Raw genomic sequence first — 22,921 nt, 5'->3', positions numbered from 1 at the left:
ACCGATCAGGACGAATCGACACGAGAAGTGGGTCCGTTCGATGACGACCACTGACGAGCCCTCCGCGCCGGGCCAGGCCGGCCCGGCCGGGGGGAGCGGGCGCCTGGGTCCGCCCCCCTGGCTGGCGCTGGTGTTCCTCATGCCGGCGCTGCTGTTCCTGGGCGCCTACATCATCTATCCCATCGTGTTCTCGGTGTACCGCAGCCTGTGGGACGCCCCCGGGCTGCAGTTCGTCGGGCTGGACAACTACGTCCGGATGTTCACCCGCCCCGACACCTTCATCGCGCTGCGCAACAACGTGATCTGGCTGGTCGTGGCGCCGGCCCTGGTGACGGTGGCCGGGCTGATCTTCGCGGTGCTCACCGAGCGCATCCGCTGGGCCACCGCCTTCAAGATCGTCATCTTCATGCCGATGGCGATCTCGTTCCTGGCCTCCGGCGTGATCTTCCGGCTGGTCTACGAGCAGGACCCCGAGAGCGGCCTGGCCAACGCCGTCATCACCACCGTCCACGACACCTTCTCGCCCAGCGCGGCCTACCCCGACGCCCGGCCGCGCCCGGAGGGCCCCCTGGAGGCGGCCCAGGACGCCTACGTGCTGCGGGACTCGGCCCAGCCCGGGGAATCCGTGCTGGTCCCGCTGGTGGGCGTGGGCGCCGACGAGGTGCCCGCCGACGCCGAGCCCGCCGCCGAGGCCGAGTCCCGGCCGGACGCCATCACCGGCACCGTGTGGGTGGACTTCACCCGCGGCGGGGGCGGCGAGGAGGGCGCCATCGACCCCTCCGAGAGCGGCCTGCCCGCCATGGAGGTGCAGGCGTGGATGGACGGCGAACTGCGCGCCACCGCCATGGCCGGACCCGACGGCACCTTCGCCCTCACCGGCCTGGACGAGGGCGACTACACGGTGCAGTTGGCACCGGAGAACTTCACCGAGCCCTACAACGGGCTCAACTGGCTGGGCCCCACCCTCATCACGCCCTCCATCATCGCCGCCTACCTGTGGGTGTGGGCGGGGTTCGCCATGGTGCTCATCGCCGCCGGGCTGGCGGCCATCCCGCGCGACGCGCTGGAGGCCGCGCGGGTCGACGGCGCCACCGAGTGGCAGGTGTTCCGCCGCGTCACCGTGCCGCTGCTCTCGCCGGTGCTCATGGTCGTCTTCGTGACGCTCATGATCTACGTCCTGAAGATCTTCGACCTGGTGTTCGTCATCGCGCCGGGCTCGGTGCGGGCCGACGCCAACGTGCTGGCACTGGAGATGTGGCAAGTCTCCTTCGGCGTCAACGACCAGGGGCTGGGCAGCGCGCTCGCGGTGTTCCTGCTCGTGCTGGTCGTGCCCGCGATGATCTTCCAGATCCGCCGCTTCCGCCGGGAGGAGTCATGACCACGCAGACCGAGCCCGGCACCGCCGCAGCCCCTGACCTGGCCGGGGGTGCCCCGCGGCGCTCGGTGGCCTCGCGCGTCGTCGCCCGGCTGGGCTCGGGCGCCGCGCAGGTGCTGCTCATCGTCATCGGGCTGTTCTGGCTGGTGCCCACCCTGGGGCTGCTGGTCTCCAGCCTGCGCTCGCCCCAGGACAACAGCGCCTCGGGCTGGTGGACGGTGCTCACCGAGCCCTCCCAGATCACCCTGGAGAACTACGCGGGCCTGCTGGACAACGAGGACTTCGTCGCGTCCTTCACCAACACCGTGCTGATCACCGTGCCCGCCACCGTGATCATCGTGGTGGTGGCGGCGCTGGCGGCCTACGCGTTCGCCTGGCTGGAGTTCCCCGGCCGCGACTGGCTGTTCCTGGGCGTGGTGGGGCTGCTCGTGGTGCCGCTGCAGGTGGCGCTGGTGCCGATCTCCAGCCTGTACGGCGGCACCCCGCTGTACGGCACGATCCCGGCCGTGGTGCTGTTCCACGTCGGGTTCGGGCTGCCGTTCGCGATCTTCCTGCTGCGCAACTTCTTCGCCGCCATCCCCCGCGACCTGCTGGAGGCCGCGCGCATGGACGGCGGCAAGGAGTTCACCATCTTCCGCAGGGTGATCCTGCCGCTGGGCGGGCCGGCGATCGCCTCGCTGGGCATCTTCCAGTTCCTGTGGGTGTGGAACGACCTGCTGGTGGCCCTGGTGTTCGCGGGGGAGTCCAGCCAGCCCATGACCGTGGCGCTGCAGTCGGAGATGCGGCAGTTCGGCGCGAACATCGACGTGATCGCCGCCGGGGCGTTCCTGTCGATGGTGGTGCCGCTGATCGTGTTCTTCGCCTTCCAGCGCTACTTCGTCCAGGGCGTCATGGCCGGCGCGGTCAAGTAGCGGTCCGGGCGGGCCGGGCCCGCCCGGACCCCCGCACACGACGGCGGGCCCCGGGATCCCCCTGGGCCCGCCGCGGTGTGGGAGGGGCGGCCCGCCGCGCGGGAGGCCGCCCCGGGGCGGGTCAGCGGTGGCCGATGGCCAGGCCGCTCTCCTTGTCGAAGTAGTGCAGCTGGGTGACGTCGACCGACAGCGCGATCGAGGTGCCCGGCCGCACCCCGCTGCGCGGGTTCACGCGGGCGGTGAACAGCGACTTGTCGCCGCTCAGCGGCAGCGCGGTCTCGGGCGCCTCGCCGTCGCCGGCGGCGTCGGCGGCCAGCGCGGCGGCCTCCTCGTGGCGGACCGGCGGGGCGTTCACCGAGAAGATGACGTTGATCTCGGTGCCCAGCTCCTCGGTGACCTCGGCGACGACGTCCATGGTGCTGCCGCCGTTGCGCGAGGCCAGCGAGGCGTCCTCGAAGTCGGAGGGGCGGATGCCCAGGATGATCTGCTTGCCCAGGTAGTCGCGCAGGCCCGGCTTGGTGTCGACCACCGCGCTGGGCACCGACAGGGAGTGCTCGGCGAACTTCAGCACCGCGCCGGTGCCGTCCTGCTGCAGCTCGGCGTAGACGAAGTTCATGGCGGGGGAGCCGATGAACCCGGCGACGAACAGGTTGGCCGGGTTGTCGAACAGGTTCTTGGGGGTGTCGACCTGCTGGAGGCGGCCGTCGCGCAGCACCGCCACGCGGTCGCCCAGGGTCATGGCCTCGATCTGGTCGTGGGTCACATAGACCGTGGTGACGCCCAGGCGCTCGTGGAGCTGGTTGAGGGAGGCGCGCATCTGCACGCGCAGCTTGGCGTCGAGGTTGGACAGCGGCTCGTCCATGAGGAACGCCTGGGGCTCGCGGACGATGGCGCGGCCCATGGCCACGCGCTGGCGCTGGCCGCCCGAGAGCGCCGCCGGCTTGCGCTTGAGGTAGGGCTCCAGGCCCAGCATCGCGGCGGCCTCGTTGACGCGCTTCTGGATCTCGGGCTTGGCGATCTTGCGCAGCTTGAGACCGAAGGCGAGGTTCTGCTCGACGGTCATGTGGGGGTAGAGCGCGTAGTTCTGGAAGACCATCGCGATGTCGCGGTCCTTGGGCGGCCGGTCGTTGACGACCTCGTCGCCGATGCGCAGCTCGCCGCCGGTGATCTCCTCCAGCCCGGCGATCATGCGCAGGGCGGTGGACTTGCCGCAACCGGAGGGGCCGACGAGCACCATGAACTCGCCGTCTTCGATTTCCAGGTTCAGCGCGTCGACGGCCTTGACCCCGCCCGAGTACACCTTGTCGACGCCGTCCAGGACGATCTTCGCCATGGGGCAACAGCTCCCGTGTCCGTGGGGCCCGCTCCGAAGCCCGGGAGCGAGCTGATTTCCGCTGGGCTGATCGTTTCGTATCGATCCGCTGTCCATATCGAACACCAGTGGTGCCGTTCTGTCGATAGTTCGCGCTGTTTCGATCCGATACCGTCCGCATGGTGAGACGGGGTGGTTTCGGGCGCGTGTGCAGCGCGCCGCGTCGGGGCGGGGGCCGACTGGCGTGGCCGGGGTGGGTGCGTTAGCCTGGCGGCGGATATCCGGCACCGGCCGTTGTGCCGTGCCCGCAGCCGCCTGAGCGGGGAGTTTCCCGCCGCCGACACGTCGGCCGGGGGTTGCGGCGCACGACCGGGAGTCTGGGTAATCTACAGACCAGTCCAGCACTGGACGGACCGGTCGAGCGGTCCGGTTGTTGGCTCGCCGGACGTCGCACCACGCACCAGGTGCGGTCGGAGGCGCGGCAAGGACCGGGGTTCCGCGACCGGGCGGGGGGTTGGACCCGGAGAAGGCCCGAACATCCAGTAGACAACGGTCTCCGCGCTCGCCGCCGACGAGACGGATCCGGTCCGAAGGGTGTTTTCGGGCCTTTTCCGCGTCCCCCCATCAGCAGAAAGCGAGCCAGGCGTGGTTGCCGAAGACGCCCAGCAGGCGAACGAGGACACGCGCACCGCCCCACCCTCGGCGGTCGGCACCCCCTCACGGCGCAGGCGCCTGGGCGCACTCTGGCGGGCCGCCGCCGCGGTCGCCGCCGGGCTGTGCCAGCTGCTCGCACTGGAGCCCTACGGGCTGTGGTGGCTCGGCCCGCTGAGCGCGGCCCTGCTGGCGCTGGCCGTACGCAACACCCGCGTGCGCCGCGCCGCCTGGCTGGGCCTGCTCAGCGGCGCCGCGCTCATGGTGCCGCTCCTGCGCTGGCAGGACGTCTTCGGCGCCGACGTCTGGCTGGTCATCGCCGCCGCCCTGTCCGTGTACTACGCGCCCATGGCCATGGGCCTGGCACTGGTGATGCGGCTGCCCGGCTGGCCGGTGTGGACCGCCGCGGTGTGGGTGCTGCAGGAGGCCGTCCGCGCCCGCTTCCCCCTGGGCGGGTTCGCCTGGGGCAAGCTCGCCTACGCCCAGCCCGACACCCCGTTCACCGGCTACGCCGCGCTGGGGTCCTCGGCCCTGGTGACCTTCGCCGTCGCGCTGGCGGGCGGACTGCTGCTGTGGGCGGCGCTGCGCGCCGCCCGGCCCGGCCGCTCCGGGCTGCCCGGCGCCGCCGCCGCGGTGGGCGCGGCGCTGGCCGTGGCCGCCGCCGGCCTGGCCTGGCCACCGCTGACCGCCCCGGCGGTCGACCACACCGCCACCGTCGCCCTCATCCAGGGCAACGTGCCCGGAGTGGGCCAGATGAGCGTCCTGGGCGAGCGCATGCAGGTCCTGCGCAACCACGTCGAGCAGGTCCACCTGCTGGCCGAGGACGTCGACGCCGGCCGGGCGCCGCAGCCCGACCTGGTGGTGCTGCCCGAGAACGCCAGCGACATCGACCTCTACACCGACCCCGCCGCCGCCGAACTGGTCGACGAGGCCGCCCGCGACATCGGCGCTCCGCTGCTGTTCGGCACCGCCCGCTACAGCCCCGACGGCTCCGAGCGGGAGATCCGCAGCGTGGTGTGGGACCCCCGTGAGGGGCCGGTCGACCACTACACCAAGCGCTACCTGGTGCCCTTCGGCGAGTACATCCCCTACCGCGACTTCTTCACCCGGTTCGTGCAGCGCCTGGAGCAGATCGGCAGCGACGCCGTGCCCGGCGACGAGCCCGGCGCGCTGCGCCTGGGCGGCACGACCGTGGCCACCGCCATCTGCTTCGACATCGCCTTCGACCTGCCGGTCCGCGAGTCGGTGGCCGAAGGCGGCCAGATCATCGCGGTGCCGACCAACAACGCCAACTACAACTTCACCGGCCAGACCCACCAGCAGCTCGCCATCACCCGGCTGCGCGCCGTCGAGCACGGGCGGCCCGCCGTGGTCGCCGCCACCAGCGGCCTCAGCGCGGTGGTGACCGCCGGCGGTGAGGTCGCCTACCGCTCGCCCGAGGCCGAACCCGCCCGCCACGTCGCCGAGCTTCCGGCCATGAGCGGGCTGACCCCCGCCACCCGGCTGGGCGCGCTGCCCGAGGCCGCGCTGAGCCTGCTGGCGCTGGGCGCCGTCGTCGCCGCCGCCGTGCGGGCCCGCCGCGCCCGCGCCTGAGCCGGCCGGGGGAACGATCCCCGGCGGCGGGGCGTTGTGCCCACAGGTGAGCGGAACCGATCGAGGATGGTGCCCATGCCGCTGCTGATCGTCATCGCCCTGATGGCGCTGCCCTTCCTGGAGATCTGGCTGATGATCCTGGTCGGCCAGCAGATCGGTGTGGCCTGGACCATCGCCGCGCTGTTCGCGCTGAGCACCGCCGGCGTGCTCGTGCTGCGCCGCGCCGGCACCACCACCTTCCGCGAGGCCGACCGCGCCATGCGCACCGGCCAGCCCCCCAAGGGCAGCCTGCTCGACACCCTCATGCTGCTCGTGGGCGGCGTCCTGCTGATCATCCCCGGGTTCGTCACCGGCGCGCTGGGTGCCCTGCTCGCCCTGCCCTTCACCCGGCCCGCGCTGCGCTGGGCGTTCACCGCCTGGGCCGAGCGCCGCATCCGGCGCCTGCGCGACTCCGCCGAGGCGGAGTTCGTGGCCCAGGGCGGGGTGGTCCCCGGCCCGCGGGGCGAGCCGCGCGCCCCCAGCGGCGGCCGCGTCATCCGGGGCCGCATCGTCGAGGAGGGCACCGACCAGCCGGGCACCACCGCCTGAGCCCGCCGGGCGCACCGGGCGCACCGGGCGCACCGGGCGGCCCCTGGCGCCCCGACGGCCACGCGCGGCCCACACCGTGCCGCGGGGCGGGCGTGCCGATACGGTATTCCCGTGAACAAGACAGCCACGTGGAACTACCTCATGGACATGGACGGCGTCCTGGTGCGCGAGGAGCACATCATCCCCGGCGCCGACGTGTTCGTCTCGGAGCTGGTGGAGAACGGCATCGGTTTCATGGTGCTGACCAACAACTCCATCTACACGCCGCGCGACCTGCGCGCCCGGCTCAAGCGCTCCGGCCTGGACATCCCCGAGGAGTCCATCTGGACCTCCGCGCTGGCCACCGCGCGGTTCCTGGACCAGCAGCGGCCCGGCGGGTCGGCCTACGTGGTGGGGGAGTCCGGGCTGACCACCGCCCTGCACAGCATCGGCTACGTGCTCACCGACCGCGACCCCGACTACGTGGTCCTGGGCGAGACCCGCACCTACAGCTTCGAGGCCATCACCCGCGCGATCCGCCTGGTCGAGAGCGGCGCCAAGTTCATCGCCACCAACCCCGACGAGAAGGGCCCCAGCCGCGAGGGCTCACTGCCGGCCACCGGCGCCGTGGCCGCCCTGATCGAACGCGCCACCGGCCGCGCCCCCTACTACGTCGGCAAGCCCAACCCGCTGATGATGCGCTCGGCCCTCAACGCCCTGGGCGCCCACTCCGAGAGCACGCTGATGATCGGCGACCGCATGGACACCGACGTCCGCTCGGGCCTTGAGGCGGGCCTGCAGACCCTGCTGGTCCTGTCCGGAATCTCCGACCGCGACACCGCCGAACTCTTCCCCTACCGCCCCACCCGCGTCCTCGACTCAGTAGCCGACCTGGTCGGCCGCACCCGCAACCCCTTCGACACCGACCCCGCCGAGCCCCCGGCCGCGGAGTAGCCCCGCACCGTGCGGGGCGCGTGTCCCGGCGGCACCCGGTCGGCGCCGCCGGCTCCGGCGCGAAGGCCCTACCAGAACCGCCGCCGTTGGCGGGCGGCCATCGGCGGTCGAGTCCAGGGCGGGCATGGGAAAGCGGCGGTCGAGCAGCCGCGTCGGAATGCGGCCATGGGTGTGCACGTGAATCCCGTGATTCGTGCTGCGCCGGGTGCAATGGCGTTCAGCGCCCGGCGCAAAGGCCCTGGGGCGGTGAGATGCGCCATGCTACGATAAGTGCCCTCCGAGTCGTAGGAGGGCGGAAAATGCCCCGTCCCTGGGAAGCCGACGAATCCGCGCGGTTGAAACGGCGCCTGGGGAAGTCGCCCGCCGAATTGGGGAACACCGACAAAATCAGCGGCTGCCCCGATATCTGGGAACTGGAGAACGGGGACATCGCCGTCATCGGCCGCGACCTCACTGCTGTCTACGCCGACGGTCGTCCGGGTGAACTCAAGGTCGACGGCGACGAACGCGTGGTCGTCATCCCGCGCAATGTTCTGATCGCCGCCAAAACCGATATCCCCGATGCTTGAGCGAATGGCGTTCGCCCGGGGCCGCCACCTGGACTTGGCGGCGTACCTCGCCGACTTCGAGAAGCGCATTTCAGCTCCCGAATCCGGCGATATCTGGAAACTCGAACGGCGCCAGCGCTTCCGGCAGCCCGAGAGCGAGAGTTGGTCGGCGTTCGCGGCAGGGGCGTGGGACGAGGCACTGCGCATCCTGGACGATGCCGGCCCGTCCGTTCGAGGCGAACTGGTCGCCCTCGCCGGATCCGGGATCCGTGTGCACCGCCTGCGGGTCGCCGAGCGGCCGCTCACCCCCTATCTCCAGTGGGAGTTCCACTCCCTCCGTATCCGCCACAGGCATGGCGAGGACATCAGGGTCGGGGGCGGTGAACTGGTCGCCCGGTTCGAACGCGAACACGAACTGCCCGAAATCCTCATCATCGGCGACTCCGTCATGTACAAGATCCGCTATACGGAGTCGGGGGTTCTGTGCGGTGCCGAGTCGTACGCGGACGCCGCAGTGATCGCCGCATGCCGCGACGAGATCGCCCGAATGCACAGTGCGGCTGTTCCGCTCCCTGAGTACTTCGCCCGCCACGTGGCAACGCTCCCTCCGCCCCATGGCGAATGACGCACCGGATGAGGCCGGCCGAGGGACACCGCCGCGCGCCGTTTATTCGCGCATGGCAGATGTCAGTGGCCAGGCGGTGCAGGCCGGCGCGGTGTGGGGAGGAATTCACTTCCATGGCGGTCGCGACGGCTCGCGCCTCCCGGTCCCGCGCCAACTTCCCGGGGACATTCCCGACTTCGTCAACCGCTCGGACGAGGTCCACCGCCTTGACGAACTGCTGAGCCACCGGGGAGCCGGAACGTTCGTCATCGTCGGCACCGCAGGAGTGGGAAAAACCGCGCTTGCGGCCCATTGGGCGCACCGGATCAAGAAACGCTTTCCGGACGGGCAGTTGTACGCGAACCTGCGGGGCTTCGACCCCCGCTCCCCGGCCACCGCGGAACAGGTTCTGGGCCGGTTCCTGAAAGCGCTCGGTACGGCGCCGGAGGTGGTCCCGGTCGATCCGGACGAGCGGGCCGGCCTGTACCGGTCGCTGCTTGCCGAGGGCAGGTTCCTGGTCGTGCTCGACAACGCGTCCTCCGCCGCCCAGGTCCGCCCGCTGCTGGCCGGTGCGGCGGAGTGCGCGGTGGTGGTCACCAGCCGCAACCGGCTGTCGGGGCTGGTCACCCGAGACGGCGCGCACCGCGTCTCACTGCGGACCTTGTCGCCCGCCCAGTCCGTGGCGCTGCTGCGAAAGGTGACCACGGGACAGCGGGCGCAGGATCCCGCCGCTGAACTCGCTCTTCTCGCGCGCCTGTGCGCGCGACTCCCTCTCGCATTGAAGATCGCCGCGGAGCGGGCCGTGACGCGACCGCACACGCCGCTGAGCGAACTCATCCAGGAACTCCAGGACGAGTCAGGGCGCTGGGAGGTCCTCGCCATGGACGACGAGCAGGACACGATCGGCTCGGTGTTCGCGTGGTCCTACAAAGCACTCCCGCAGGAGGCGGCCCGCCTCTTCCGGGTGCTGGGCGTGCTGCCGGGCACCGACTTCAGCGCGCAGGCGGCGGCCGCGGCGGCGAACCTGCCCGTCACGACCGCGAGGCGGCTGCTCGACGTCCTGACCGGAGCGCACCTTCTTGAGCAGACGGGCGCGGAACGCTTCGAGCAGCACGAGCTGCTGCGCGCCTACGCCGCCGAACTCGCCCAGCGCCAGGACACGGCCGCGGACCGCGCACAGATCCTCCACCGGCTCCTGCTCTGGTACCTGCGCTCCGCGCATGCGGCGGCGTCGCTGATCGGCGCGCAGTTTCCAGAGCCGACCTGGCCTTCGCTCGCAGGCGGGCCGGCCCGCGCGTTCGCCGGCCATGGAGACGCCGTGCGCTGGTATGAGGAGGAGTGCGCGAACCTGACCGCCGCGGTGAAGACGGCGGCCGCCGCCGGTTTCCACGAGATCGCCTGGCAGCTGCCGCTGGTCCTCCGGCGCATCCACGCGTTCCACGGACCGGTCGGCGAGTGGATCGCGACCGCGGCCATCGGCCTCGACGTGGCCCGAGACCACGGACCCGACTCCGCCGTCGCCGATCTTTCCGAGAGCCTGGGCATGGCCCACGTCCAGTGCCATCGGACGGACACGGGGCGGGAGCACCATCGCCGGGCCCTGGAGATCCGCCTGGCCACCGGCGACCTCTTCGGGCAGGGATCGTCCTACAACTGCCTCGGCCTTGTGGACCTGAGGGAGCGCCGGTTCGCGGAGGCGCGATCGAACTTCCGACGCGCCCTCGAACTCTTCCGGTACCTCGGAGACGAGCGTGGCAGGGGATCGCTCTGGGGAATCTCGCGGACGCCCTGTTCGAGGCCGGCTCCGTTGCGGAGGCGGAACAGGCGGCGAGTGGCGCGGCGGCGCTCCACCAACGGACGGGCAACCGGATGAGCGGCTTCTCGGCCATGGTCACCCTCGCGTGGACGGCGCGCGCCCGAGGTGACCTGGACGGCGCGCTCGCCCGGCTCACCACGGCGCTGGAGTTGGCCTACGAACTCGGCAACGAGATGCGGATCGCCTATGCGTCGATGGAACTCGGGCGCCTTCACGCCGACCGAAGTGATCTGGACGGCGCCCTGGACGCCTACCACCGTTCGGCCGCGGCCCACCACACAACCGGCGACACCGTTCGCGAGGCAGAAGCGCTCCAGGGAGCGGCGGAGGTCCGGAAACGCCAGCATGCCGTCGATGAGGCCGCAATCCTCTACGAAAGGGTGCTGGAGATCCATCGCAGGTCAGGGGCCGAACGGCGGGCCGCGTTCGCGCAGGCCGAGTACGGCAGGCTGCTCCTCCAGGCGCGCCGGTACGCAAAGGCGCGCCCGGCTCTGGAGGACGCGCAGAGGCGGCTGTCCCGCTTCGCCGACGTCGAGGCGGCGGCCAGGAGCGCGGAGGTCGCGGGCTGGCTTGGAGAGGCATCCCGGCATGACTAAGGGGCGGAAGGCCTGAAGGCCGCCGCCCCTTGGTGATCGGTGGGTGCTTGGTGTCCGGCTAGGCGCTGCGGCGCTGTTCGGTCATGGCGCGCAGGTGCTCCTGCTCCTCCTTGCGGCGGGCGCGGAGGAGTTCCAGCCGTTCGGCCAGGACCTCTTCGAGGTCTTCCATGCTGCGGCGCTCCAGCAGCATGTCCCAGTGGGTCCGCGCGGGCTTCGCCTTCTTCTCCTGCGGCTGCTGGCCGTCGACCATGAGGGCGGTGTCGCCGCAGAAGCGGCACTCCCAGCTGGCCGGGATCTCGGCCTCGGTGGCGAAGGTGACGGAGAAGCGATGACCCCGAGGGCAGTCGTAGGTGACCTCTTGGCGCGGGGCCAGGTCGGTGTTGCGGTCGTTCTCGTAGCTGGTCGCCCCGAGTCGCGTACCGCGAAGTGCTCGCTCGGCCATCGTTTACGTGCCTCCAGGCGCTCTTGCGGTCTTCATGGGTCTAACACGGCGGTCCGTGTCAAGATTCCCCGCCCGCCGGTTCTCCAACCGTGCGATAATGTTCGGTCCCTTGTGACCGTGTTGTGCCGCACGGTAGTCCATGCAGGTCCGCGGTGCGTGCACGCCGCTCCGTGGCCGCCCGGATCGGGTCCTCCATCCGGCCCCCGGCCGCTCGGCCCGGCCGCCCGGACGCCCCCGCGGCGGCACCCGGCGGCGCCGCCGGGTGCCGCCGCCTCGCGCCGGAATCAGGCCAGCTTCTCCACCGGGTCCAGCACCACCACGGGGATAGAGCGTTCGGTCTTGGTCTGGTACTCGTCGTACTGCGGCCAGGTGGCCGCCATCCGCGGCCACAGCCGGGCCTTCTCGTCCTCGTCGGCGGTGCGCGCCCGCACCCGGTAGCGGTCGGCCTTGACCTGGATCTCCGCCTCGGGATTGGCCAGCAGGTTCTTGTACCACAGCGGGTGGTCGGGATCGCCGCCCTTGGAGGCCACCACGACGAACGCGTCGCCGTCGGTGCGGTAGATCAGCGGGGTGCTGCGCCGCTGACCGGACCTGCGGCCGACGGTGGTGAGGATCAGTGTGGTGGTGCCCTGCCAGTCGTGGCCCTCCTCCCCGTCGGTCGCCACGTAGCGCTCGACGTGCTCCTTGCCGTACAGCACGGTTCTCCCCTTTCGACGGTCACGGTGTTTTACGCCGCCAAGGGCGGAAAACGCGGAAGCGCCCCAGGTGGATTCCCCGGGGTGCGGGCGGTGACACGGTGTTACCCACGTGTTACCCGGGGGCGCACCCGTGCGTCTACCCGCCGCGCGGGCGCGACTCACCCGAAGGGCGCGGAACCTGTGCGGCTCCGGGGCGCCCGGGCGGGGCGGGGCCGCGTCCTTGACTCGGGGCAGGCCGCCCTCAATCATCGTTCAGTCGGCAACCGACCACCCGCGGCCACCGCCGCCGGGCGCATTCCGATCCCCCAAGGAGGTTGAACGGGTGACCCCCCGCACTCCGCGTTCCGCGGCCCCGGCGCGCGCCGCCGGCGTCGCGCTGCTCACCGCCGCGAGCCTGCTCCTCAGCGGCGCGCCGGTGAGCGCCGACCCCGGGCCCGACATCACCGACCGGCTGGAGGCGATCCCGGGCCTGCGCGTCATCGACGAGGTCGAGACCGAGCCCGGCTTCCGCTACTTCGTCCTGGGCTACACCCAGCCCGCCGACCACGACCGCCCGCGCGGCCAGACCTTCGAGCAGCGGCTGACCCTGCTGCACCGCGGCCTCGACCGGCCCACCGTCCTGCACACCAGCGGCTACGGGGTCAACACCCGGCCCTTCCGGGCCGAGCCCACGCGGCTCGTCGACGGCAACCAGATCTCCACCGAGCAGCGGTTCTTCGAGCCCTCGCGGCCCGAGCCCGCCGACTGGGACGACCTGGACATCCGCCAGGCCGCCGCCGACCACCACCGCATCATCGAGGCGCTCAACGACGTCTACACCGAGGAGTGGGTCTCCACGGGCGCCTCCAAGGGCGGCATGACGTCGGTCTACCACCGCCGCTTCTACCCCGGCGACCTCGACGGCACGGTCGCCTACGTGGCGCCCAACGACGTCCACGACGGCCGCGACCGCGCCTACCTGGAGTTCTTCGAGACCGTGGGCGAGGACCCCTCCTGCCAGGAGGACCTGGAGGCGCTGCAGCGCACCGCCCTGGAGCGGCGCGGCGAACTGGTCGACCACTACACCGGCCTGGCCGAGGAGAACGGCTGGACCTTCGACCAGACCATCGGCAGCGCCGACAAGGCGTTCGAGATGCTGGTGCTGGACACCGCCTGGGCGTTCTGGCAGTACCAGCCCCAGCCCCAGGCGTGCGCCGAGGTGCCCGCGGCCGACGCGCCCACCACCGAGATCGCGGCGTTCCTGGACGAGGTCGCCGGGTTCTCCTTCTACACCGACCAGGGCACCATCCCCTACATCCCGTACTACTACCAGGCGGCCACCCAACTGGGCACGCCCAGCGTGCCCACCGGCCACCTCCGGGGCCTGCTGCGCTACCCGGGGCTGTTCCAGGCGCGCACCTACCTCACCGACGAGCTGGACGACGCGCGGTTCGACCGCCGGGCCATGCCCGACATCGACCGGTGGGTGCGCACCCGCTCCGAGCAGATGCTGTTCGTCGACGGCGAGTGGGACCCGTGGGGCGCCGAGCCCTTCCGGGTGCCCGAGAGCACCCGGCGCGAGACCATGCGGTTCGTCGCGCCCGAGGCCAACCACGGCGCCAACATCGCGGCACTGGAGGCCGCCGACCGCGCCGCCGCCACCGAGGCGCTGCGCCGGTGGGCGGGCGTGGACGACGAGGTGCGGACCCTGACCGACGGCTGGGTGCCCGGCCTGGACGACGCCGAGGAGCAGCGCCGGCTGCCCGAACGCGGGTTCGTCTAGCCCGGCCCGCGCCGCCGGGCGGGGCGGGCCACCCCGCCCGGCGGCGCCTACACGTGGGCGGGCGCCCGGTTGCCGGCCTCGCGGATGGCGCGCGGGATGTCCACGGCCGCCAGCAGCGCCGCGCCCGCCACGAAGAAGCCCACCAGCGAGAGGATCGCCAGCCGGTAGTCGCCGCCGGTGGCGTCCAGCGCCACGCCGATCGCAAGGGAGCCCAAGAACGCAGAGCCCTTGTCGCTGATCTCGTACAGCCCGAAGTACTCGGCCTCCTTGCCCGGCGGGATCAGGTGGGAGAACAGCGACCGCGACAGCGCCTGGGTGCCGCCCAGCACGACGGCGATGGCGAACGCCAGGACGAAGAACTGCACCGCCGACCCGGCCTGCAGCACCGGCGCCACCGCCACCACCGCGATCCACACCACCAGGCTGCCCAGGATGGTGCGCTTGGCCCCGACGCGGCGGCCGATCGCGCCCAGCAGCAGCGCGCCCCCGAAGGCCACGAACTGCACCATGAGGATCGCGCCGATCTGGACCTCCTGACCCAGGCCCAGGGCCTGGTCGGCGAAGGTCGCCGAGAACCCGATCACCGTCTGGATGCCGTCGTTGAAGAGGATGTAGGCGACCAGGAACAGCAGGGTGCGCGGGTAGGCGCGCAGGCCGCGCACGGTGCGGGCGAGCTGCCCGAAGCTGGCCAGGACCGCGCGGGCGCCGGTGGCCCGGCCCGGCGCCGCCCCGGCGGCCGCGGCGCCCCCGCCGGCGGACGCCGCACCGCCGCGCCGGTTGCGCAGCCGCGTCAGCGGCACCACGGTGAACACCGCCCACCACACGCCCGCCGACGCCATGCAGATCCGCACGGCGTGGCCCTCCTCCAGCCCGAAGGCGTCGTGGAAGAGGTAGAGCACCAGTTGCGCGGTGAGCAGCAGCGCGCCGCCCAGGTAGCCGGTCGCCCACCCGCGCGAGGACACCGCGTCGCGCTCGTCGGCGGTGGCCAGGTCGGGCAGGAAGGAGTTGTAGACCACGACCGAGGCGCCCACCGCCAGGTTGGCGACCACGAACAGCGCCGCGCCCAGCAGGTACCCCGACCCCGCCACGAAGTACAGGCCCATCGTGGCGAACGCGCCGATGTAGGCCAGCAGCCCCAGCATCTCGCGCTTGCGCCCGGTGTAGTCGGCCAGGGCGCCCACCGCCGGCAGCAGCACCAGTTGCAGCAGCACCGACAGCGAGGTGGCGTAGGGGTAGAGGGCGGTGGGGTCCATCGCCCAGCCCAGCACGCTGATGCGGCCGTCGGGGCCCGCGCCGGCCTCGGCCAGCGAGGTCAGGTAAGGGCCGAGGAACACCGAGATGATCGAGGTGAAGAAGACCGAGTTGGCCCAGTCGTAGACGTACCAGGCGCGGCGTTCGCGGCGCAGTTCGGCGGTGGTGTCGGGGGCGCCGCCCGCGGGCCGCGCCGGGGGAGAGGTCGACATGGTGGTCCTAAATCCTTGCGCGGGCCGGGGCCGGGGCGGGCCGGCTCGTGGGGGGCGGAGCGCCCCGGGGGTCAGGGGGCGGCCGGGCCGTTGGGGGAGGAGCCGGCGGGGGTGCCGCGGGACGTATTGTGCCGGTCGCCGGCCGGCGCCGGGCCCGGCCAGGCGCCGCGCTCGGTGAGCACGCGGCGCAGGCCGTCGATGTTGTCGCTGACGATGCCGTCGACGCCGGCGTCCAGCAGGCGGGCCATCACGGCGGTGTCGTTGATGGTCCACACGTGCACCTGCATGCCCAGCCCGTGGGCCGTGGTGATGAGGTCGCGGGTGACCAGCGGGAACCCGCGGTGGTGCAGGGGGATCTGGGCGCACACGGGGCCGCGCCGCACCAGCGCGCGCAGCGGCCGGGCCAGGGAGCCCGCGCGCAGCCGGGCGACGTCGAGCGGGCCGCAGCTGGTGGCCACCGGGCGGTCGAAGGCGCGGCGGGCGCGGTCGAGGCGGCGCTGGCTGAAGGAGCCCACGCACACGCGGTCCCAGGCGTTGGTGCGGCGCAGGACCTCCACCAGCGGCTCGACGGTGTCGTCGGCCTTGAGGTCGATGTTGAAGCGGACGTGCGGCCAGGAGCCCAGCAGGTCGGCCAGCAGCGGGATGGGTTCGCTGCCGCCGACGCGGGCGCGGGCGACCTCGGCGTAGGGGAGGTCGGCGATGCGGCCCCGGCGGTCGGTGGCGCGGTCCAGGGTGGGGTCGTGGAAGGCGAGCAGCGTGCCGTCGCGGGTGGCGTGGGCGTCGGTCTCCAGGTAGCGGTACCCCAGGTCGACGGCGTGCTGGAACGCGGCGGCGGTGTTCTCCAGCGCGGTGCTGACCTCGCCGGAGGGGTCGGTGCGCCAGCCGCCCCGGTGCGCCAGGGCGATGGGCGTGGGGGAGTCCAGGTACCCGTCAGTCACAGCAGCAGTATGCCCGCTCGCGGACGGCCGGGGCACCGGGGCCGGGCGGAGGCGCGGCGGGACGAACGGGGAAAGCCGGAATTCCAGGTGGCAGCGCGGGGCCGCCCGCGGCTCTGGAGGGGTGTCGGACACCGGCGTCCGCGTCCGCCCCTGCGGGGCCGGGGCCAGCCCGCCCCGGCTCCGCGCCGCCTTCTGGAACGGAGTCCCCCTTGGCCGGTCACCAGCTCACCGCCGCTCTTTCCGCCGGGCCGCACCGCCGCCCCCGCCGCGCCCCTGCGCCCGCCCGGCCCGGCGGGGCGCGCTATCCGCGCACGCGCAGCCCCCGCCACCTCACCGCCTTCGCCCAGGTGGTGGCCGAGGTCCTCGCGGGCGACCGCCCGGCGGGCCAGGTCCGCCCGCTGCTGTCGCGGCGGGCCTATGAGCTGCTCCAGCGCCGGGCGGGGGCCTACGCCTGCGCCCGGCGCCCGCGCCTGCGGCGGGCGGTGCTGACCTCGCCCGAGTCCGACGTCGCCGAGGTCACCGCGGTCATCGACTGCGGCAGCCGGTGCCGGGCGCTGGCGCTGCGCATCACCTACGCCGAGCACGCCTGGCTGTGCACCCACCTGGAGACCGACGTCTGCGGCCCCCGGCGCGGGCGGCGGAGCGGCCGGTAGGGGCCGCCCGCGGGAGCCCATGCGGGGGCGGGCCGGCCCGCCCCCGCACCCGGCGGGGCGGCGACGCCCGGTCGCCCCGGGGTTGGTAAGCGCTTTCTGGATTGGGTGGGCACCTGCGGCGGCCGCGGCCACCCCGGGGAGCGGCGGCCGAACGCCCCGATCCCCGTGTCGACCGGGGACGACACGGTGGGGCGCGGTGCGCCGGCGCGCGGGCGGCCGGTCCGGTGCGGAGAAACCGGGCGAACCTCTCTCTGGCGGCGGAAAGGACGTTAAAGTACTTTGGAAAGCGCTTTCTGGTGCCGAGTGATAGGACGACGTATGCAAGACCGGGTGCTGGCCGTCGCCATGAACGGCGTCACCGGCCGCATGGGCTACCGCCAGCATTTGACGAGGTCGGTGCTGGCCATCAGGAACGCCGGAGGGGTCGAGCTGCCCGACGGCTCGCGCGTGGTGCCCGAGCCCGTCCTCGTGGGGCGCTCGCCCGACAAGCTCCGCGCCATCGCCGAACGCCACGGCGTGGAGCGCTGGAGCACCGACCTCGACACCGTGCTCTCCGACCCGGCGATCGAGGTCTACTTCGACGCCCAGATCACCTCCGTCCGCGAGGACGCCGTGCGCGCCGCCATCGCCGCGGGCAAGCACGTCTACACCGAGAAGCCCACCGCCGGGACGCTGAGCGCCGCCCTGGAGCTCGCCAAGCTCGCCCGCGACGCCGGGGTGTGCAACGGCGTCGTCCAGGACAAGCTCTTCCTGCCGGGCCTGCTCAAGCTGCGCCGGCTCGTCGAGAGCGGGTTCTTCGGCCGCGTGCTGTCGGTGCGCGGGGAGTTCGGCTACTGGGTGTTCGAGGGCGGCTGGCAGGAGGCCCAGCGCCCCAGCTGGAACTACCGCAGCGAGGACGGCGGCGGGATCGTGCTCGACATGTTCCCGCACTGGCACTACATCCTGGAGCGCCTGTTCGCGCCCGTCCGCGCTGTCACCGCGCGCACCGCCACCCACATCCCGCGCCGCTGGGACGAGGAGGGGCGGCCCTACGCCGCCACCGCCGAGGACGCCGCCTACGCCGTCTTCGAGCTGGAGGGCGGCGTGATCGCCCAGATCAACTCCTCCTGGTGCGTGCGGGTGGACCGGGGCGAACTGGTGGAGTTCCAGGTCGACGGCACCGAGGGCAGCGCCGTGGCCGGGCTGCGCGAGTGCCGCGTGCAGCACCGGGTCACCACCCCCCGGGCGGTGTGGGACCCCGACGCCCCCGCCGACCCCGGCGGCTACCGCGACCACTGGGAGCCGGTGCCCGACAACACCACCTTCGTCAACGGCTTCCGCGCCCAGTGGGAGCGGTTCCTCGCCCACGTCTGCGCGGGCGAGGAGTTCCCCTACGACCTGCTCTCGGGCGCCCGCGGCCTGCAACTGGCCGAGGCCGGGCTGCGCTCGGCCTTCTCGGGCCACCGCGTGGAACTGGAGGAGGTGGAGCTGCGATGAGCGCGGCCCCCCTGCGCCTGCCCACCCCCGGCGGCGGCCTCAGCGCGTTCACCCCCCGCCCCGCGCCCCCGCCGCCGGCCGCCCCCGCCGCGCCGCCGCGCTCGCGCGTGGCCTACGCCGCCGCCCACGTCGCGGCCGACCCCCTGGCCGGCAACGCCATCGGCGCGCCCGCCCGGCTGGACTGGGACGCCACCCTGGCCTTCCGCCACCACCTGTGGGACCTGGGCCTGGGCGTCGCCGACGCCATGGACACCGCCCAGCGCGGCATGGGCCTGGACTGGCCGGCCACCGCCGAGCTGATCCGCCGCTCGGGCGCCGAGGCCGCCGCGCGCGGCGCCGCGCTCGCGTGCGGCGCGGGCACCGACCACCTGCCGGCCGGCGCGCCCGCCACTCTGGAAAGCGTTATCACGGGCTACGCCGAGCAGCTGGAGACCGTCGAGGCCGCCGGGGCGGTGCCCGTGCTGATGGCCAGCCGGCACCTGGCCGCCGTCGCACGCGGCCCCGAGGACTACGCCAAGGTCTACGGCCGCCTGCTGGAGCAGGTGCGCGGCCCCGTCATCCTGCACTGGCTGGGCACCGCCTTCGACCCCGCGCTGGCCGGCTACTGGGGCCACGCCGACCCCGCCGACGCCGTGCCCGCGGTCGCCGAGCTGATCGCCGCCCACGCCGACCGCGTCGCCGGCATCAAGGTGTCGCTGCTGGACGCCGACCTGGAGGTGCGGCTGCGCCGCCGGCTGCCCGCCGGGGTGCGGCTCTTCACCGGCGACGACTTCAACTACCCCGACCTCGTCCTGGGCGACGCCGAAGGCCACTCCGACGCCCTGCTCGGCATCTTCGCCGCCATCGCCCCGGCAGCCGCCGCCGCCCTGCGGGCGCTGGACTCCGGCGACACCGACCGCTACCGCGCCCTGATGGCCCCCACCGTGCCGCTGGCCCGGCACGTCTTCGCCGCCCCCACCTACCACTACAAGACCGGGATCGCGTTCCTGGCCTGGCTCAACGGCCACCAGCCCGGGTTCACCATGGTCGGCGGCCTGCACAGCGCCCGCGACGTCGTGCACCTGGCCGAGACCCTGCGGCTGGCCGACGCCGCCGGGGTGCTCACCGACCCCGACACCGCCGTGCGGCGCATGCGCCGCCTGCTGGAGGTCGCGGGGGTGGCGCCGTGACCGGCGAACCCGCCATGCCCGGCGCCTCCTCCGCCCCGCAACCGCGGCCGGCGCCCGCCGGCGCCGACGGCACCCCGCTGGACGTCCCCTCCATGGCGCCCGCCCGGGTGCCCACCCCCCGGCCCGGCGACCCCCGCCTGGCCCGGCTCTCCCTCAACCAGATCACCGTCCGGCGGTGGAGCGTGGCCGAGGCCGCCGCGGGCTGCGCGCGCGCCGGGATCCCCGCCATCGGCCTGTGGCGCGGCCCCGTGGCCGAGACCGGCACGGCCAAGGCCGCGCGCCTGGTCCGCGAGGCGGGCCTGCGGGTGTCCTCCTACTGCCGGGGCGGATTCCTCACCGGCCCCGACCGCGCCGCCGCCCTGGACGACAACCGGCGCGCGCTGGACGAGGCCGCCGAACTGGGCGCGCCCTGCCTGGTGATGGTGGTGGGCGGACTGCCCGAGGGCGACCGCGACCTCGCCGGCGCCCGCGAGCGGGTCGCCGAGGGCATCGCCGAGCTGGCCCCCTACGCCGCCGAGCGCGGCGTGTGCCTGGCCCTGGAGGCGCTGCACCCGATGTTCTGCGCCGACCGGGCCGTGCTCTCCACGCTCGGCCAGGCGGTGGACATCGCCGAGCGGTTCCCCGCGGGGCAGGTCGGCGTGGTGGTCGACGCCTACCACGTGTGGTGGGACCCCGACGTCCACTCCGCGATCGCGCGGGCCGGCGCGCGCATCGCCTCCTTCCAGGCGTGCGACTGGATCCTGCCGCTGCCCGCCGACGCGCTGCTGGGCCGGGGCATGGTCGGCGACGGCCGCGCCGACGTCGCCGGACTGCACGCCGCGGTGCTGGCCGCGGGCTACACCGGCGACGTCGAGGTGGAGATCTTCAACGCCGACGTGTGGTCGGCCGACCCCGACGCCGTGCTGGCCACGCTGGCCCGGCGGCACGTGGAGTACCTCGGCTGACGCACGCCACGACCCGTGCGGTGGGGCGCCCCGGGCCCCCACCGCACGCGGCGCCGCACGCCGCGGCGCGCCGCCCGCCCCCACCCCCGGCCCGGCCGCGCCGGGCCATCCGCTACACGGAGGGAACCCACACCTATGGACTTCGACGGAATCCTCTTCTTCCCGGTCACCCCGTTCGACCGGGGCGGCGGCCTGGACGAGGCCGCCCTGGAGCGCCACATCGCCTCCGGGCTCGACCACCGGCCCGGCGGGGTGTTCGCCGCCTGCGGCACCGGCGAGGCCCACGCCCTCTCCAGCGCCGAGCACGCGCGCGTGGTGCGCACGGCCGTGGCCGTCGCCGGCGGGCGGGTGCCCGTGGTGGCGGGGGCCGGTGGCAGCCTGGGCACCGCCGTGGAGCAGGCCGCCGCAGCCCGCGACCTGGGTGCCGACGCGATCCTGCTGCTGCCGCCCTACCTGGTGGGCGGCACCCAGCGCGGCCTGGCCGACTACGTCCGCGCCGTCACCTCGGCCGTACCGATCCCCGCGATCGTCTACCAGCGGGGCTCGCTGGCGCTGACGCCCCAGACCGCCGCCGAGGTCGCGGCCCTGCCCGGCGTGGTCGGCATCAAGGACGGGCTGGGCGACCTGGACCGGATGGCCCGCGTGGTCGCCGCCGTGCGGCGCGACCAGGGCGAGAGGTTCACCTTCTTCAACGGGCTGCCCACCGCCGAGGTGACCGTGCCCGCCTACACCGCCATCGGCGTGCCGCTGTACTCCTCGGCCGCGTTCGCGTTCGTGCCCGAGGTCGCCACCGCCTTCTACCGCGCCTTCCACGCCGGCGACCCGCTCGCCGAGACCCTGCTCGACGTCTTCTACCGCCCGCTGGCGGCGCTGCGCGACCGCGCGCCCGGCTACGCCGTCTCGCTCGTCAAGGCGGGCGCCCGGCTGCGCGGCGCCGAGGTGGGCGGGGTGCGCCCGCCGTTCACCGACCCCACCGAGGACGAGACCGCGCGGCTGGCGGCGATCATCGACGCCGGTCTGGCGGCGGTCAAGGAGGGGTGAGCGCCGCGTGGGCACCGCCGGACACGGCACGGCCGACACCATCGCCGCCATCACCACGCGGACGCGGGCGCTGCGGCTGCACCGTCCCTGGGACGGCGGGGTCACCCACAACCACCTCGTGGTCACCCGCGTCACCACCGCCTCGGGCGCCGTGGGCACGGGGTTCGCGTGGACCCCGCGCGTGGGCGTCGGCGCGGTCCGCGCGCTGCTGGAGGAGGACTGCCCGGCCGCGCTGGTGGGGCGGGCGCCGGACCCGGGTCCGCGCTGGGCGGAGCTGACCGCCCACCTGGCCGACGCGGGGGCCGGGGGACTGGCCGCCATGGCGACGGCGGCCGTGGACATCGCGCTGTGGGACCTCGCGGCGCGGGCGGCGGGCCGCAGCCTGGTGGGGCTGATCGGCGCCCGGCGCGACCGCGTGGCCGCCTACGGCAGCGGGGTCAACCTCGACTACGACCTGCCCGACCTGCTGGAGCAGGTGCGCGGATGGCTGGCGGCCGGGCACCGGGCGGTCAAGGTCAAGGTGGGCTCGCCCGACCTGGACCGCGACGTGGAGCGGGTGGCCGAGGTGCGGCGGGTGCTGGGCCCGCGGCGGCTGCTGATGCTGGACGCCAACCAGCGCTGGGACCTCCCGGCGGCCGCCCGGGCGCTGCGGGCCCTGGAGCGCTTCGACCCGCACTGGATCGAGGAGCCGCTGCCGGCCGAGGACCTGGCCGCCCACGCCGAGCTGCGCCGCCGCACGGCGGTGCCCTTCGCCATCGGGGAGAACCTGCGCACCCCGCGCGCGTTCGCGGCGGCCCTGGCGGCGGGGGTGTGCGACATCGCCCAGCCCAACGCGGTGCGGGTCGGGGGCATCACCCCGTTCCTGCGGATCGCCGTGCTGGCCGCCGACCACAGCGTTCCGGTGGCGCCCCACCTGCTGCCGGAGCTGTCCACCCAGCTGGCGCTGTGCGTGCCGCGCGCGGCCATGGTGGAGGACATCGACCGCGCGTCCCTCGCGGCGCTGGGCGCGCTGGCCGCGCCCAGCGGCGTGCAAATCGCCGACGGCTGGGCCGAGGCCGAAACCGGCCCGGGCCACGGCCTGGACTTCGGGGCGGAGACGTAAAACCACCGTGAATTGCGCGCGGGAGCCGATCAGGCGCCGAAATCGATTGCGCCGACGGCGCGCCCGGCTCCCGCCGCCGGCCGATCTCACGCTGGGCAATCACCGTTTCCTGCTCACCCCCGAGGAGAACCGGAACAAGCTCGGCTGGAATCCGGGTCAGGAGGTGTTCCTCGAACTCCTCGCGGCCGTGAACGCGATTCGCAACGAGACCATGCACTTCAGCCCGGACCCGTTGACCTCCGAGCAGTTCGAACAGCTCAACGGATTCGCCGGGCTCCGCAGAACGGTGGCCCCCACCGGCTGAAA

At 73.6% G+C, this 22,921-nt stretch carries 22 protein-coding genes; 17 read left to right on the top strand and 5 right to left on the bottom strand.

What is annotated here, in order from left to right; translation table 11 throughout:
• Positions 1-40: 40 nt before the first annotated feature.
• Together HNR12_RS03955 and HNR12_RS03950 are read left to right on the top strand one after the other, a co-directional pair.
• On the top strand, positions 41-1,378 hold the full coding sequence (locus HNR12_RS03955; protein ID WP_179766189.1) for a carbohydrate ABC transporter permease: 1,338 nt from the start codon (positions 41-43) through the stop codon (positions 1,376-1,378).
• Complete coding sequence (locus HNR12_RS03950; protein ID WP_179766187.1) at positions 1,375-2,286, top strand: carbohydrate ABC transporter permease; 912 nt, start codon at positions 1,375-1,377, stop codon at positions 2,284-2,286. The genes HNR12_RS03955 and HNR12_RS03950 overlap by 4 nt, the downstream gene beginning before the upstream one ends.
• A gap of 121 nt (positions 2,287-2,407) precedes the next feature.
• On the opposite strand, the gene HNR12_RS03945 is transcribed toward HNR12_RS03950, so the two are convergent.
• Complete coding sequence (locus tag HNR12_RS03945; protein ID WP_179766186.1) at positions 2,408-3,619, bottom strand: ABC transporter ATP-binding protein; 1,212 nt, start codon at positions 3,617-3,619, stop codon at positions 2,408-2,410.
• 624 nt (positions 3,620-4,243) lie between these two features.
• Between HNR12_RS03945 and lnt the strand changes: the two genes are divergently transcribed.
• The 7 genes from lnt (at position 4,244) to HNR12_RS03910 (ending at position 10,927) form a co-directional block, all read left to right on the top strand.
• Positions 4,244-5,842 carry an apolipoprotein N-acyltransferase gene (gene lnt / locus HNR12_RS03940; protein WP_372451101.1) on the top strand — a complete coding sequence of 533 codons (1,599 nt, stop codon included), beginning with the start codon at positions 4,244-4,246 and terminating at the stop codon, positions 5,840-5,842.
• 75 nt (positions 5,843-5,917) lie between these two features.
• Positions 5,918-6,430 carry an FxsA family protein gene (locus tag HNR12_RS03935; protein WP_179766184.1) on the top strand — a complete coding sequence of 171 codons (513 nt, stop codon included), beginning with the start codon at positions 5,918-5,920 and terminating at the stop codon, positions 6,428-6,430.
• Positions 6,431-6,571: 141 nt separating this feature from the next.
• The gene (locus HNR12_RS03930) at positions 6,572-7,363 is read left to right on the top strand and encodes an HAD-IIA family hydrolase (protein ID WP_179770386.1); all 792 of its coding nucleotides are present in this window, start codon (positions 6,572-6,574) and stop codon (positions 7,361-7,363) included.
• A gap of 299 nt (positions 7,364-7,662) precedes the next feature.
• The gene (locus HNR12_RS03925; protein WP_179766182.1) at positions 7,663-7,932 is read left to right on the top strand and encodes a hypothetical protein; all 270 of its coding nucleotides are present in this window, start codon (positions 7,663-7,665) and stop codon (positions 7,930-7,932) included.
• A gap of 4 nt (positions 7,933-7,936) precedes the next feature.
• Entirely contained in the window at positions 7,937-8,536 is a 600-nt protein-coding gene (locus HNR12_RS03920) for a DUF6879 family protein (RefSeq protein ID WP_179766180.1), read from the top strand.
• Entirely contained in the window at positions 8,526-10,388 is a 1,863-nt protein-coding gene (locus HNR12_RS03915; protein ID WP_179766178.1) for a tetratricopeptide repeat protein, read from the top strand. The genes HNR12_RS03920 and HNR12_RS03915 overlap by 11 nt, the downstream gene beginning before the upstream one ends.
• Positions 10,277-10,927 (top strand): tetratricopeptide repeat protein, encoded by a 651-nt coding sequence (locus HNR12_RS03910; protein WP_338119837.1) that lies wholly within the window; start codon positions 10,277-10,279, stop codon positions 10,925-10,927. Before HNR12_RS03915 ends, HNR12_RS03910 begins: the two co-directional genes overlap by 112 nt.
• 58 nt (positions 10,928-10,985) lie before the next feature.
• On the opposite strand, the gene HNR12_RS03905 is transcribed toward HNR12_RS03910, so the two are convergent.
• A complete protein-coding gene (locus tag HNR12_RS03905; protein WP_179766176.1) occupies positions 10,986-11,369 on the bottom strand; it encodes an RNA polymerase-binding protein RbpA in 384 nt (127 codons plus the stop codon).
• 284 nt (positions 11,370-11,653) lie between these two features.
• Entirely contained in the window at positions 11,654-12,067 is a 414-nt protein-coding gene (locus HNR12_RS28220) for a nitroreductase family deazaflavin-dependent oxidoreductase (RefSeq protein ID WP_179766174.1), read from the bottom strand.
• A 322-nt stretch (positions 12,068-12,389) separates the two neighbouring features.
• Here HNR12_RS28220 and HNR12_RS03895 point away from each other — a divergent pair, with 322 nt between their 5' ends.
• The gene (locus HNR12_RS03895; RefSeq protein ID WP_179766172.1) at positions 12,390-13,829 is read left to right on the top strand and encodes a S28 family serine protease; all 1,440 of its coding nucleotides are present in this window, start codon (positions 12,390-12,392) and stop codon (positions 13,827-13,829) included.
• 47 nt (positions 13,830-13,876) lie between these two features.
• Here the strand turns inward: HNR12_RS03895 and HNR12_RS03890 are convergent, their stop codons facing one another.
• Entirely contained in the window at positions 13,877-15,292 is a 1,416-nt protein-coding gene (locus tag HNR12_RS03890) for an MFS transporter (RefSeq protein ID WP_179766170.1), read from the bottom strand.
• 71 nt (positions 15,293-15,363) lie between these two features.
• The gene (locus tag HNR12_RS03885) at positions 15,364-16,230 is read right to left on the bottom strand and encodes a glycerophosphodiester phosphodiesterase (protein WP_179766169.1); all 867 of its coding nucleotides are present in this window, start codon (positions 16,228-16,230) and stop codon (positions 15,364-15,366) included.
• A gap of 209 nt (positions 16,231-16,439) precedes the next feature.
• Between HNR12_RS03885 and HNR12_RS03880 the strand changes: the two genes are divergently transcribed.
• From HNR12_RS03880 to HNR12_RS03850, 7 genes are all read left to right on the top strand, one after another.
• Positions 16,440-16,883, top strand: coding sequence for an Rv3235 family protein (locus tag HNR12_RS03880; RefSeq protein ID WP_218901851.1), 444 nt, complete (start codon positions 16,440-16,442; stop codon positions 16,881-16,883).
• A gap of 318 nt (positions 16,884-17,201) precedes the next feature.
• Positions 17,202-18,359: a Gfo/Idh/MocA family protein gene (locus HNR12_RS03875; protein ID WP_179766168.1), complete on the top strand. Its 1,158-nt coding sequence runs from the start codon at positions 17,202-17,204 to the stop codon at positions 18,357-18,359.
• On the top strand, positions 18,356-19,528 hold the full coding sequence (locus tag HNR12_RS03870) for a dihydrodipicolinate synthase family protein (RefSeq protein ID WP_179766166.1): 1,173 nt from the start codon (positions 18,356-18,358) through the stop codon (positions 19,526-19,528). Before HNR12_RS03875 ends, HNR12_RS03870 begins: the two co-directional genes overlap by 4 nt.
• A gap of 92 nt (positions 19,529-19,620) precedes the next feature.
• Positions 19,621-20,472, top strand: a complete 852-nt coding sequence (locus HNR12_RS03865; protein WP_246425281.1) for a sugar phosphate isomerase/epimerase family protein — start codon at positions 19,621-19,623, stop codon at positions 20,470-20,472.
• Positions 20,473-20,607: 135 nt separating this feature from the next.
• Positions 20,608-21,513 (top strand): 5-dehydro-4-deoxyglucarate dehydratase, encoded by a 906-nt coding sequence (locus tag HNR12_RS03860; RefSeq protein WP_179766164.1) that lies wholly within the window; start codon positions 20,608-20,610, stop codon positions 21,511-21,513.
• Between the two features lie 40 nt (positions 21,514-21,553).
• Positions 21,554-22,615 carry a mandelate racemase/muconate lactonizing enzyme family protein gene (locus HNR12_RS03855; RefSeq protein WP_179770383.1) on the top strand — a complete coding sequence of 354 codons (1,062 nt, stop codon included), beginning with the start codon at positions 21,554-21,556 and terminating at the stop codon, positions 22,613-22,615.
• 7 nt (positions 22,616-22,622) lie between these two features.
• A complete protein-coding gene (locus HNR12_RS03850) occupies positions 22,623-22,919 on the top strand; it encodes a hypothetical protein (RefSeq protein WP_179766163.1) in 297 nt (98 codons plus the stop codon).
• Positions 22,920-22,921 lie beyond the last annotated feature (2 nt).

The sequence above is a fragment of the Streptomonospora nanhaiensis genome (assembly GCF_013410565.1).
Taxonomy (GTDB): Bacteria; Actinomycetota; Actinomycetes; order Streptosporangiales; family Streptosporangiaceae; genus Streptomonospora; species Streptomonospora nanhaiensis.
Note: the sequence above shows the minus strand (reverse complement) of the source record. Positions and strands in the feature narration are given on the sequence as shown.